Origin of the sequence: Spirosoma rhododendri (assembly GCF_012849055.1) — a bacterium.
Lineage (GTDB): Bacteria > Bacteroidota > Bacteroidia > Cytophagales > Spirosomataceae > Spirosoma > Spirosoma rhododendri.
In genome coordinates this window covers 397,583-411,620 of record NZ_CP051677.1, presented here as the reverse complement: position 1 = coordinate 411,620, position 14,038 = coordinate 397,583, and the positions used below count along the sequence as shown (strand labels likewise).

7 protein-coding genes are annotated in these 14,038 nt (G+C 59.9%); 2 read left to right on the top strand and 5 right to left on the bottom strand.

Annotation, left to right across the window (positions count from 1 at the left end; all coding sequences use genetic code 11):
• Positions 1–2 precede the first annotated feature (2 nt).
• The 3 genes from HH216_RS01625 to HH216_RS26485 are packed head-to-tail and all read right to left on the bottom strand — an operon-like array spanning position 3 to position 9,007.
• Entirely contained in the window at positions 3–6,167 is a 6,165-nt protein-coding gene (locus HH216_RS01625; protein WP_169549206.1) for a hypothetical protein, read from the bottom strand.
• Between the two features lie 12 nt (positions 6,168–6,179).
• Positions 6,180–7,889, bottom strand: a complete 1,710-nt coding sequence (locus HH216_RS01620) for a hypothetical protein (RefSeq protein WP_169549205.1) — start codon at positions 7,887–7,889, stop codon at positions 6,180–6,182.
• Entirely contained in the window at positions 7,886–9,007 is a 1,122-nt protein-coding gene (locus HH216_RS26485; RefSeq protein ID WP_169549204.1) for a PKD domain-containing protein, read from the bottom strand. The genes HH216_RS01620 and HH216_RS26485 overlap by 4 nt, the downstream gene beginning before the upstream one ends.
• Positions 9,008–9,170: 163 nt before the next feature.
• Between HH216_RS26485 and HH216_RS01610 the strand changes: the two genes are divergently transcribed.
• Both HH216_RS01610 and HH216_RS01605 read left to right on the top strand, forming a co-directional pair.
• Entirely contained in the window at positions 9,171–12,182 is a 3,012-nt protein-coding gene (locus HH216_RS01610) for a sensor histidine kinase (protein ID WP_169549203.1), read from the top strand.
• A gap of 78 nt (positions 12,183–12,260) precedes the next feature.
• Positions 12,261–12,896: a response regulator gene (locus tag HH216_RS01605; RefSeq protein WP_169549202.1), complete on the top strand. Its 636-nt coding sequence runs from the start codon at positions 12,261–12,263 to the stop codon at positions 12,894–12,896.
• A 2-nt stretch (positions 12,897–12,898) separates the two neighbouring features.
• Here HH216_RS01605 and HH216_RS01600 read toward each other — a convergent pair whose 3' ends face one another.
• A complete protein-coding gene (locus HH216_RS01600) occupies positions 12,899–13,390 on the bottom strand; it encodes a low affinity iron permease family protein (RefSeq protein ID WP_169549201.1) in 492 nt (163 codons plus the stop codon).
• Positions 13,391–13,485: 95 nt separating this feature from the next.
• A complete protein-coding gene (locus HH216_RS01595) occupies positions 13,486–13,962 on the bottom strand; it encodes a RidA family protein (protein WP_217371891.1) in 477 nt (158 codons plus the stop codon).
• Positions 13,963–14,038: the final 76 nt, after the last annotated feature.

Below are 14,038 nucleotides of genomic sequence, written 5' to 3'. Positions count from 1 at the left end.
GGTTATTTGAGATAAATAGCAGATGAGGTGGGCGTTTTGAACACGAATTCTTTCCGGCCTTCCCAGCGGGCGGCCGTGGGATAAGGCGTGTACATCAGCCGTACGGCACCCCGCGAGCCGTTCGCCCGTGGCACAAAATCGCGGCCCGTTCCGAACGAAGGTCCCGTCGGTACCGGGTAGCGGTTGATCAAATCGTTGGGTAGGTCGTTCATGCGTCCGTACACCGCCGACAGCACGAGTGTCGGGCTGCTGGTCCAGACGTCGATGTTTTTCAGGAATTTTTTGAAGCTCAGTCTATACCCCGTCCCCTTTGGCATTGCCTGGCGCAACTGGTCCTCCAACTTCAGTTCCTGCTGGAGGGCCCGGTACAGGGCGGTACCAAACTGCTCGACGGCCTGCCAGTCGAAGTAGCTGATGCGGTCGCGCTGCACGTAGAATTTGTAGCCCCGCGTCGGTTCCGGATTCAGGACAAACAGGTTCAGCACTGCCGTCGTGGGTCTGATGAGCCGTTCACCAGTTGGCGTGATCGGCGCGGCCGCTACGGCCCCTTTGCCAGTGGCAACCAGCACGGGCTCCCGGCCCAGTACGGATGTAATCGGTCGCTGACCGAACGACAGCACGTAGGCTCCCCGCTTCGACCGCATGGCCGCCATCGGGTAATCGAGCAGCCAGTTGCGGGAGTTCATCTCGGAAAACAGCGTGAACTGCGGCCGGACACTGTAGCGGGTCAGTACTTGCAGGGGCTGGTACACGTTTCGGTACACCCAGCTTTCGTGTGGGTAGCTTTCATCGGCCGGCGACAGCGGGCTGGGGTCGATCATGGGGGGGACGAAACGCAGCGCCGAGTTGTAGCCAAACAATTCGGTATCCTCGAAATTCTCGACTTTTCCGGCCGGTATCAGGTCAAACGTAAAGTAGTTGGCGAAACTGGTACTGCCGATGTAGCTGGTCGGTGCAAACTGTAGCGCGGCCAGTTTCTCGGCGAACGTATTGTAACGACTTGTGCGGAAGGCCGTGCTATACAGGGTTTTATCGAAACTGATGTTACTGCCGCCGACCTGCCCGACCAGGGTATTCTGCCGGATAACGGCCCGGCCCTGAATACCGCTCGAATTCGACACCGCCTGCCGGATTCCTTCCTGCACGCCCGCCGAGCTGGAGCGATTGCCCGATAGTAACATGGTTGAAATGGGGCTGATGCGGTGGAGTTCGAGCCGATACGTTTTTTCGTTCTGTAAACCCAGCGGCAGGGCGAATACGACCTGACTCGGATGATCGGCATTGCCCGTCTGGTAGGTGAATGGTACCCGCAGCGACGCCCCCGGCTCTTTCGGCACAAACACCGCTTCGTAGCGGTAGCCGGGTTTAGTCAGGGCTTCGTTGGGCAACGGGCCCGCCACAAGCCCCTGCGGTACCTGCCGTTTCAGGCAATACAACTGGCCGCTGAGTGGATACTGATAGGCAATATTTTCGAACCGGATTTCGTCGGGCTGGTCGCCGGTGGTAAACGAGACAGTTTTCGTTTCGACGCGCTGATTCGCTCCGTTGAACAGGTAGACGAACGAGCCGTTGGGTTGCTGCTGCTCGATGGTGGCCGTTACCGAAAACGTGTGTGGTCGTCGGCTGGGGAGTTGCCCGCTGTTCATCTTCAGCAGCAGTAATTGATTGTTGTTGGCCCAGACTGGTGACGCCAGCCCGGTGAAGGGCTGCGTCCGCCCACCCGCGTCTTTGTAGGTGAGGCTGTACGCACCTAGTCTAAACCGGTACGTGCGGGTCGATTTATCGGGCAGGTGAACGGTGTATTCCTGATTCATGCTGACGTTGAACACCGCCGACAGCGTCTGATCGGTCGCGACGTTCGTCGCCCCGGCCGTCGGGCGCAGTTCCTGAATGATTGTTAGCGACAATGGCTCGCCGGTATAAACGGGCTGGCATTTTTCACCGAACGCCACGTGGGCACTGGCGTCGAAACTGACCAGTCCGCCCAGTACCGAGCCTCTGGCCCTGACCCGCCCATCGCCCCAGGTTGGGTTAGGAACACCGCCCTGGAAGAGTGCCCCAGCCGTCAGCTCACACAGTTGAAAATCGCCGTCGGCAATGCCAAACAGGTCGACGTGGATGTCGATGCCGCCGTTCAGATAGGCGTATAACTGTGCCGTGCCGTACCAGCCGTTCAGCCCTGGGGGCGGGGTGCCACTGCCTCCGCATGTCTGATCCATGGATATAGCCGCGTCGAAACCTACTATAGCGTCGGCGTGAACGGCCAGCACCAGCACGTTGACGCGCAGACTCCCCTTCAGCTCGGCTCCCAGCAGAACCTGAAACTTGCCACCGAGCGGATTCCCGGTCCCCGATGAATTAACGGCATCAAACTCACTCTGCCGCTGTTGCTGTACAGCGTCGGCGGTCGTGGGGTTTTCACCCGTTACCAGGAACTTCGCTACATCCTCAGGCAAGGGAGGGATACCCGACAGGTCGTTACCAAAGGCGACGTAGGCACTGGCTCCCAGATACGCTTTTACCGGCCCTTTGTCGAAGTCGATCAGGGTAGCACTCATCCGGGGGTTTTCCGGGAACCCTACCTTGACGTGCCAATGACGTGGGTCGAAATGGGCCCGAATCGGAATGGTGAAGGTGGTAGTCAGGAATTTTCCGCTGACGTCGGTCCCGAATACGTAGCTTTTCTGGGCCACGTCATGCTCGAATATGGCATCGGCTCGCACCATCGCATTATCGGGGGTGTTCAGGTTGCCGTCGGTGTCGAGCACGTTGGCCTTGCCGCGTAGGCTGAACTTACTTAAAGCCGTGCCGTTGAAACTGGCTTCCACTTCAACCAGCGAGGTTAGCAGGTGCTTGTCGGCGAGGGCCAGATAAACGCCAGCCTTGATGCCCCAGCCACCCCGCTGGGGCCGGTAACTCACGCCCGAATTGGTGTAGCCGGGTGTGGGTTTCTGCGGTGCTGTTTTGTTCGCAATCGCCGTCGGGGTGACCCAGTTGGCCGGGGTCATGTTGTAGTAAAAGCCGCCTTTGAATCCGCTCAGTAGCAGCGGGGTCGGTGGGGCGACCGGAATGCCGCCCGCGTCCAGATCAACGCTGGCATCGGCGTAGGCGTAGTAGAATCCGCTGACCTTGCCAAACTGCACCGTCGCTTCGACCGTTGCCAATGCTGGAATCTTTACCTGTCCTACGCCCCGGAAGCCGTTGCCGTAAGTAGCATCGTCATAATACAAATCGATAGCCGCACTGACTTCACCTCCGCCGAAGCTGCCTTTGATGCCGAAGCGGGTCGGGTGGATCCCGCCAAACGACGGCGTGGGCCGCTTTTTAACCGGGTCCAGCGTAATCTTCCCCAGAATCTGCACGAAGCCATTAGCCTGCATGATGTTGGCCGATGCCTCGCCCAGCGACACATACGCCCCCAGTTCGACGCCCATCCCGTTGGCATTGGCCACGGCTTTGGGTGGAGCAATCTCGATGGGGAAGCCCGCCAGCCCGCCGTCGTTGCCGGGTACCCAGCCCGGTTCGGGCGCGTCGGGGGCAAACGGGCCACCGCTGCGCGCACCCGGCACGGGGGCGTCTGAGGGCGTATCCCTGAAAATACCGCCGACCAGTTTCCAGCTACCCGGATTGACGTAAACGCCCCCGCCACTGGCCGCGCCCGGACTGTTCTGATTCGAGACGGTGAAATTCTCGAAGAACAGTTTGGGCAGCGCCAGAGCTACTGCGGTAGATACTTTCGCGGTGTTGATCTGAATTTTGCCGTTTAACCTCATGTCCATCACCGGGTTGCTGTTTTGCAGACCCACCAGGATATGTGAGGTTTCCTCCAGGCTCATGTCGGCGGCCCAGAGTGGAATTGTGTAGCCGCCCGGTTTCGGCTGCACCACGAACTGAAGGTTTTTCAGGTTGTCGCGCAGGGTTGTCGTATACGTAAAATAATCGGTGCTGATCGGAAACTGGATTTTGCCGTTCATGCCACCCCGCTCGAAGCGGTTCTGCACGAACAGAATCTCGAAGTCGTCGATCGAGAAGCCCCAGTTGCCCATCGAACCCACGTTGTAGTCGAGCAGCGGATTGGTTGTCGGCGCTAGTCGCCCCGTAAATTCACCACTGGCAAACAGGCAGTTTTTAGCCGCAAATCCCGTACGGTTGCCGTTTTGCCCGGCGAAGGATTTGGGAAGCAACACCTGCAATTCGTTGAGGTACAACCCCTGAAACGTCGGGCCACGTTCGCCGGTGTATTCGGTGGGTGGCGCAAAGGTGGGCGAGTTGCGCAGGTCGGAGTGGTCGTACTGCACGCTGACTCCTTTAAGCGTAAAACCCGCCAGCGGAGCCAGCGTAAAGGCGGGCGGCAGTTTAACGTCGGCTACCCAGTCGGCCCATTTTGTAAAGTCGGTGGTGAGCGTCGCCGTCACGTCGCCGGGTACTACGTTGCCGTTGCCATCGTCCAGTTGTAGCATACTACTGCCGAGGTTCAGCGCCAGTTCGCCGTGAATGCGTTTCAGCCCCTCGGCAGCGGTCAGTTCGGCGAAGGTGCCGGTCGGGTTGGCGGGGGCGAGGTTGCCCGTTTTGAACGTCAGCGGGGTAAACGGTACGGTAAAGTCTTTCAGCAGGTAAAGCAGTGCGTTGTTTGGGATAAGCCGGTCGGGGTCCATGCAGATGCCGACGCCCGCCAGCGCGAGGTACGAATTGGCCTCGGGCATCTCCATGTTGAATACCAGCCCCATATCGGCACCGGTGGGCGTAAATCGCATGTAGTTGATACCGATCAGCCCGCTACCCGCATCGTAACCCAGCGGCAGTGGCACCGCCACGGCGGCTTTACCCTGATCGTAGAGGTTGTTTTTCAGATGGTCGACGTAGGTCTTGACGGCCGGACCAGTCAGGTTACTCAAATCGCTCAGGTTACCCGATGCCAGATCGACACCCGGTTCACGAAAAGCGTCGTCGATGCCGTTGGCGTAGCCTGCAATTACCTGTTTGGCAGCGTTGATCTGAATCGTGGTGAACGACACCCGTACCGGTACGCCGTTCCAGCGGATGCGCCCTTTACCGGTATAGCCGCCACCGTCGGCCGCGATATCGTCGATGGTCAGGTCGAATTTGCCGATTTTGACGGTCTGATTCTGGTAATTGCCCGCCACGGGTGCGTTGTCGGCGGGGGCTGTCACGTCGACGCAGGGGCTGACGCCCGGCGCGACGGCCATCATCGTACGCATCGGCCCGGTGGGTAGTTTGGGTTTGGCGGGCTGCTGGGCGAGTACCGCTGCTGCGGGCGCTACGGGCGGGGCGGCTGCGTTGCGGGTCGTGAACGTGCAGTAGTTGCTGCGGCCCTGATTCTGAAAAACCGTGCGTCCGTCGGGGTCGCGGGCGATGACCCGCCACGCGTAGTCGCCTTCGGTCAGGGGTGGTTCGGCCACGCCGTAGTTGAACGAGGTCGTCGTCAGGTCGCGCTCGATAAAGGGGTTGCCCACGCGCCGGTCGATGGCGTTGTTGATAGCGTCGTTGGGGTTCTGGCCGGGCGGCACCTTCACCAGGTAAAAGTCGTACGTCAGCCGCGCTCCGCCGATATTGCCGACGGGCGGGGTCCAGCTAAACAGCGTCTGATTGGGTTCGTTGGGCCGGATGAGCAGGTCGCGCCCGCAGGTTGGCTGAACGAGCCGGGGCGGTTCGAGGTACGTGATGTTCAGCACGGTGCAGCCCCGGTACGGCGTCCCGACGGGTTGGCCGTTATCGTAGCGGTACGCCAGCAGGCAGAGGTCGTAACTACCCGGCGGCAGCAGACCCGTCGTCAGAATCTGCGTCTGCGTCGCATTGTCGACCCCGGCGACTTCGAGGTTTTTGCGGTCCAGATAATCCTGATTGCCTTCGGCCAGCGTAAAGCGTTGCGACTGCCCCGGCTGGAGTTCGATGGGGCGAGCTGGCCGGTAGTTAGGCGAGGTATAGACCCGGACGCCGTTGGTTCGGCCGGTCAGTTCACCCCGCAGCATCAGCGTTACGGCCTGCCGCGAGGTGTTGGTCAGTACGATGGCGTTACGGTCGGCAAACTGTTCCTGATAGTCGTACAGGTAGGGGCTGTAGGGGGGCGGTATCAGTGTCTGCACCGTGACCTGCGCGTATAGCGGGCGCAGGATCAGCAGGGCGCAAAAGAGTAGTAACGGCTTCATGGTGAGGATGGGTTAAAACGATAGACCGTAGCCGACCTGCCCGAAGAGTTCGGTGAAGTTGCGGCTCTGTACGACCTTGTCCTGGTTGATGGTGCTGGCGACGCTCAGGCTGAACTCGTGCGTACCGGCGGGGCGGTAACGGCCACTCAGCCGGGTGCGGAGGGTATAACCGTTGGCCGCGCCCTCATAAAAATTCTGGTAATAGTTGCCGCTTAGCGACGTGTTGAGTTTGCCCTTGTCGAAGCCCTTACTGGCAATCACCGTTGCGCCGAACGACTGCGTGTTGTAGCCCGGCACGAAGTTGCGGATGGCCGACAGCCCCGGCGTCAGCGACAGCCGTTCTTTCGGGCGGGTATACGCGTAGTTCAGATTCGCCAGGATGTTGTTGAAATCCGTGCGGACCTGCGAGACGGTGTTGACATCGTTGGCGTTCTGGTAACTGACAAAGGCCGACAGCGTGTGCTGCACCGCTTCGCCGTTGAAAAACAAGCGCGGAGCGATAATTACACTCTGGTTGACCTGTTGAATTTTAAGCGTGTCGATGATGCGTTCGGTGCCTCGCTGCGAGGTGCCGTAGTTCGAATAGCTCATCAGCATACTGAACACCTGATTGGGCTGCACCGTGACGTTGGCCGACCCGATCTGCCTCGTCGTGGTCGTCGGGCGCAGGTTGCTGACATTGTCCTGCTGGTAGCCGTAACTCCCACTAACCTGCACCTTACCGTCCAGCAGCACCAACGACGGGCTGACGGTGATTTCACGCAGGTCGTTGTTGAAAAAGTAGGCACCCATCGACTGGTACTCCGCTGAAATCTGCCGCACTTGTAGCTGCATCGTCAGCAGGGTCGATGAATAGCTGAGGCTGCTCTCGCCCGCGTAGCCGACCTGCGTACCGGTGCGGGGCACGATGAACGTGCGCAGCCACGGTGCCTGATCGAGTACATCGGTATTTTCCGACCGTCGGATGTCGCGGGTGTACGCACTGATGCCGAGGTTGGCGCTCCAGGTGAAATGCTTCAGAAACGTCAGTTGCGACGACAGCCCCACGACCGCGTTTTCGTCGGGGGCGATGCGCGTATTGGCCGGAAACCGGATCGAACCGACGTTGTCTTTCGCCCGGAAATAAATCAGGTCGATAAAGCTGTTGGCCGTGCCGTACCCGACTTTCACGGCGTAGCCTGTTCGCTGAAAGCGGGGTGCTGGCGGGGGCACGTCGGCTAGTACGAACCGGAGCGAGTCGGCGGGCTGCGCTTTCTCGAATTGCCCGTACATGGCCGCCAGCCGTAATTTGCCCGGCGTCAGCTCGATACCCCCGCCCAGAAACAGCCGCCCCGCCAGCGTGTAGGGCGAAAACGACAGGTTCCGGTAGCCCGCGTGAACCCGAATCCATTTGTAAGTCGGACTCATGCCGAACTGCTGATACGGCCCCGTCAGCGACCGCGACTGGTTGTTGATGAGCACGTAGATCGGCAGGCTGATGCCGTAGATCGAGAGCGTCGGCGACCCACTGATTGTCCAGGCCAGCGGGTCGAGCCGTTCGCGGCCCTGCACGTTGTTGTACCCGTCGACGGTGACGTTGAGCGCCCCCGAAATGGCGAACGGCTTCTGCTTACCCAGGCTGCCGAGGTCCTGCGCGTAACCCGCAACCGCACTCAGCAGCAGCCCAAACAGCACACATCCGATGCGGCTCATCGGGTAGAGTTGACGAACGGGCCGCATCATTTCAGGATAGGTCGAGGTAATTCAATCACAGTCTGACGCCGACTGGTTGACGTCTCGTTGAAGACGTCAAGTGTAACCCCCTGTGCTCCAATGTATTTATAAGCGGGCGGGGTTTCCAGCGTCGATGTCTGCCCTGAGCCGTAGTACCATTTGTAGGATGTAGCATCGCGCGACTGATTGATGAGCTGGATGTAAGTACCATCGGCCCGGTTTACTGTCTGGTACGTGAAGATGGACGTGGGAACGGGTGGACGAATGGTAATGGCCTTCTTCACGGTCGCCGTGCCGCCCGGCCCCGTCGCTGTTAGCTCAGCCATATACCCCAGCCGACCACCGTTGACAAACGGAGATACGGCGTCATACGGCTGACTGGGACTAACGTCCGTGGCAGTCCGGTAGAGGGCCGTCGCATTGGGGTAGCTCGTCAGAATGCGCCACGAATAACTCGTCGCATTGGTCGACTGGTTTTGCAGTACGACGGTACAGGGTACGATGCAGTTATCGTTCTGAATCAGGAAGTTGGCGACTGGTGGCGGGGTTTTGATCGTAACGGTCTGGGTGGCTGAGCCACTCTTACCCTGATCGCCGTTTGCCGTGAGTTTGACGGTATACGTGCCACCCTTCGTGTAGGTATGTTTTGGGTTCGCATCGGTAGCCGTACCGCCGTCGCCAAAGTCCCAGGCGTAGGTGTTGCCGTAGGTCGACTGGTTGGTGAAGCCGATTTCGCAGGCGGCTGTGCAGTTGTTGTTCTGCACGGTAAAGGCCGCTACCGGCGTCGGGCTCTGGAGCGACACCGTAATCGTCGTGTCGGCCTGCTGATTTTCTTCGCCCGTAACAGTCAGTTTGATGGCGTAGCTGCCGCCTTTGGTGTAGGTGTGCTGGGGTGTTTCCTGCGTCGATGTGCCGCCGTCGCCGAAGTCCCAGCGGTAGCTGACGGCGTACTGCGACAGGTTGGTAATGCCCGGGTCGCAGGGGGCGGTGCAGTTGGGGCTGGCAACCCGGAAGCTGGCTTTGGGAGTGAGCGGAGCCGGGGTTTTGGTCTTACAGCCGACCAGCATAAAGAGCCCGATAAGTAGGATGTAACCCGTGTGGAGGGAAGCCTGATTGGTAACGTTCATGGCATTGGATGAGGAAAGTTTACGGCTGTAAAATTCCCGCGTAGCCATACGGAGGGCAATAACCCTTTACACCCATTGAGGAAGTGGTAAACGCATACCCGGATTTGTGTAAAAGAATCTAACTTGCTGACCGACAGCGTTACACCTAAATCAGGGCGAGGGTATGGGAAAACGGCTATCTATACTTGTCGTGGTACTGGTGCTGCACATCGGTTCCGTTGGGCGGCTCCGGGCGCAGGCACCCAACGTGTGGTTCGACCAGCTGACCGAAGCCGACGGACTGCCCGGCGGGGCCGTCTATAGCATCACCAAAGACCGGCAGGGATTCATCTGGTTCGGCACGCGCCGGTGTCCGGTCCGCTACGACGGGTCGACGTTTCGCCCCTTCCTGCTACCCGAAACCTACCTCGTTACGGGGCTGGCGGCTGATTCGGCCAACCGGATGTGGCTGGCCAGCGACCGACGGGGTATCTGCCGGATCGAACCCAACGCGCTGCACCTGACGCCCGTACCGAATACCCCCACTGCCACGGGTCGCTTCTACCGCAGTACGGCCAACGAAGGCTGGTTTGGCGATACCAGCGGCATTGGCCGGATCGACCTGCGAACGGGCGTAGTCCGGCATTATCCGTTGCGGCATACTACCTACCGGGGTATCAAGGTGCAGGATTTTCTGGAAGACAGCCAGCGTACACTCTGGGTCGTCGGGAGTGATAACGGCCTGTTCCGGTTCGACCGCCGGGCCAACCGGTTCGTCTGCGTACTTGGCCCCGACTGTGCCGATCCGGCCCGGCGGCTGTCTGTTTACCTGAGTCGGGGCTGTGTCGATGCGCAGGGGATTCTCTGGATTGGTTCGTATGACCACGGCCTGCTCCGGTTCGACCCCCACACCAGTCAGTTTACGTTTTTTACACAAACCGGTCGACCGGCCGGTATCAACTGCGTGGCGGAAGGGCAGGATGAAACCGGGCGTCGGCTGCTGTGGGTGGGTGACGAAAGCGGTCTGCTGGCGTTCCGGCCCGAACAGCAGCGGTTCGTAGCGGTGCCCGTCACCTGGCCCGATCCATTCGCCGTTTACGCGCTGTTTCGCGACCCCGGCAGCGGTATGCTGTGGGTCGGTACGTCGGATGGCGTGCTCAAATACAACCCGCAGGATAGCCGCGTTGAGCCCGTTACCCTGCCCCCCGCGCTGGTTCGGCAGCCCGTGCTGGTCAACGTCATCTGCCCCGATCAGCGCGATACCACCGGGCAAACGTTCTGGCTGGGGTTATCGCACACGGGCCTGATTCGCTGGCACCGGCCGACTAACCAGTTTACGCTGGTGCGGTATCCTGAGTCGCAGGCCGAAACGATGTGGGTGCAGCAAACCGGCGACGGGCGGCTCTGGATTGGCCTGCGCAACTGGAGTTACCGGGGCGATGGTGTGCTGGTTTACGACCCATCCGCCGGTCGGTTCGTACCCGAACCGGCGGCACAGCGGGCGGGGCGGCTGTTCTCGGTGCCCTTCGTGGATCACGGCCTGATCGACCGGCAGCAGCGGCTGTGGGTGGGCAACAACGACGAAGGGCTGCGGGTGCTGGCCATCCAGACCGGGCAACCCCTGCACTACTGGCCGGAGGCCGAGATTCGGGCCATGTACGCCAACAATAATTTCCTGACTGATATCAAAGCGGATAAAGCGGGGCAAATCTGGCTGGCTACGTATCGGGGGCCGTACTGCGTGACCGAACCCGGCCACCGGTTCGTACCTGCCGACCACCACAGCCGCCGACAGTTCGACGATCCGGCGACCAACGCGCTGCTCGTGGCCCGGAGTGGGCACGTATGGGCAGCGCGTTGGGGGAGCGTCACGGAGAGTGCGCCCGACGGCACGCTGCTCACCGTACTGACGTCACGCAACGGCCTCTACGACCGCGAAACCCGGCGGCTGGCGGAAGATGGCGCGGGCCGTATCTGGATCGGTACGTGCGATGGCTTGCAGGTTTACGACCCCCGCACCCGGCAGATCAGGCGGTTCACGGTTGGCGATGGGCTGAGCCGTACCAACGTAACAGCCGCCCTCTACATTCACCGGGGGCGCGAACTGTTTGTGGGGCAGCAAAACGGGTTCGACTACATCGTCACCGACCGGCTGCTGCACCGGGAATCACTGCCGCCGGTCGTTGTCAACTCGTTGCGTATCCAGGAGCGGGAGCGGTCGTTCGATGCGGCAAAACCCATCCGGCTTAGCCCCGCCGATAATGCGTTCAGCGTCGGCTTCAGCGTCATGACCTACGACCGCATGCCAACCAGTCAGTATGCCTACCGGCTGGACGGGTTCGACACCGGCTGGAATTACAGCGGTACGCACCACCGCGCCTATTACACCAACCTCGCGCCGGGCCGCTACGTGCTGAGCCTGAAAGCCGCCAATGCAGCCGGGCAGTGGTCGCGGCAGGTCACGCAACTGGCTATCGATGTGCTGCCGGCCTACTACCAGACGTGGTGGTTCCGGTTACTGATCGGGCTGCTGTTTGCCGGGGGGCTGTACGGGCTGTACCGCTACCGGATCAATCAGATTCTGCGGGTGCAGCGCATCCGTAACCGGATCTCGGCCGACCTGCACGACGAAATCGGTTCGTCCATCAGCGGTATCGATATTCTGGGGACAATGATTCAGCGTGGTCTGCCCAAAAACCACCCGTCGGAGCCGATGGTCGAACGCATTGTGAGCGAAGCACGGCAGGTAAGCAGTGCGCTGGACGACATCGTGTGGAGTATCAACCCAACCAACGACGGGCTGGGCAGCCTGATCGCCCGCATCAATCGCTACGCGGCCGAACTGTTTGAAGCGTCGGGAATTCAGTACGAAATCGCCATCCCCGACGGGCTCGACCGGCTCAGCCTGTCGATGGAGAAGCGGCAGGATTTTTACCTGATCGCCAAAGAAGCCGTCAACAACATGGTCAAACACGCGCAGGCTACGCAGGCCCGGCTGCTTATCAGCTACGCGCACCCGCAGCTGCATCTGACGGTCTGGGACAACGGCCGGGGTTTCGATACCAACGCCGATACCGACCGCAATGGCCTGCGCAACATGCAGACCCGCGCGCGGCAGCTTGGCGGTACGCTACAGATCAGTTCCGCGCCGGGGCAGGGCACATCGCTCCGGCTGACGTTCCCGGTTTCGGCCTGACCCGAAAGGGTTATTGACAAACCCGTACCGATGCCGGTACTTTGTTCGGCCACCCGTTCACCCCGGCCTCTTTCGACCATGACAGCGGTTTCCATCTACGAAGACAACGACGAACTCCGGTCACTGCTCCAGACAATGATCGGCAGCACCGACGATCTGCTGGTCGTAGGAGCCTACGCCAACGGGCAGCAGGTAGTGGAGCAGCTGAAGCGCGACCGCCCCGACGTGGTGCTGATGGATATCGACATGCCGGGGCGAGACGGCATCGAGTGCGTCCGGTTGCTGAAAGAAACCGACGTACGAATCAAGGTGCTGATGCACACCGTCTTTGAAGACGACGACCGGCTGTTTGCCTGCCTGAGCAACGGGGCCGACGGCTATCTGCTGAAAAAACACACCGCTACCCACCTGCTCAATGCGCTGACCGACGTGATGGAAGGCGGTGGACCGATGTCGCCCGGTATTGCCCGGCGGGTGCTGAAAACGTTTTCGCAGGTAGCCCCGCCCAAACAGCAGCCCTACGGCATCACCGATCGGGAGAAAGAGATTTTGCAGTTGCTTACGCAGGGGTACACCTACCGCATGATCGGGCATCGGTGCAGTATTTCGGTCGAAACCGTCCGGCGGCATTTGAAAAATATCTACCAGAAACTCCACGTACAGTGCGGCACCGAAGCCGTTGCCAAAGCCCTGCGCGAACAGCTTATCAATTGATCTCAGGCCGACGTTCGGGCCGTTTTTTTATCCTGCCTGCGCCGGTGTTTTTCCTCCAGCTTCTCCACGTGTATTTCCTCCGCTTCTTCGACGGAATGCGACTCCGCGAGGTTGTTTTCCTGCTGGGCTTTGTCGGCCAGCCGACCGAAAAAGTTATGGAGTGCCCGAAGCTCATCTTCACTGAGATCTTCCAGATTCAGCAGCCGGTTGCTGGCTTTCCGGTTGACCGCGATCAGTTCGTTGAGCTTGATCTGCATCGCCATTGAATCTTTGTTCTGCGATTTCTGAATCAGAAACACCATCAGGAAGGTCACGATGGTCGTGCCAGTATTGATGACCAGTTGCCAGGTGTCGGAGTAGTGAAAAATCGGCCCCGTCACGATCCAGATGAGTACGGTAGCGAGGGCCAGCAGAAACGCGGTTGATGAACCCGTTGCCTTCGTCGCGCGCTGGGCAAACGATTCAAAAAAGCGGGAAAAAGCGGTTTGATTCATGATCGTCGGTAGGGGATGAGTATGTGCATGTAGAACGAACCGACCCGGCTTTCGCCTATTAATTATGGGTTAAGGTAAGCCGGTAAACCGAACACTTACTTCTTCAGCGGTGCGTAGGCAATACAGTCGACTTCGAGGGCTGCCCCCATTGCCAGCCCGTCGGCACCAAAGGCGCTGCGGGCCGGGAATTTACCCGTTGGGAAATAGGTGCGGTAGATGACGTTGAAGGCGGGCCACTGCGCCATATCGTCGATCATCACCGTACACTTCACAATGTCAGCCGTTGTCAGATTCTGCTCCTTCAGCGCAGCCACGATGTTATCCATCGTTTGCCTGGCTTGCGCGTCGAAGTCACCGGCCAGCTTGCCATCGGGCGTTGCGCCGATCTGCCCGGAGATATATACGAAGTCACCGGCCCGCATGGCGCGGGAAAATGGGTAGTCGGGTGGTGTTTTTGTCGCTTGCGGAAAGTCGGCCATACCGGCCGTACGGTCGGCGGTGGTTGTCGATTTACCGGCCAGCAGGGTGATGGTGGTGGCCAGCAGCAGCAGAGAAAGAAACTTGTTTTTCATGGTCGTAATGGTCTTTTTACCCTAATACTACTGATGGGCAACTAGCTATCCAAATGCGTCACCGTTCGTATACAAT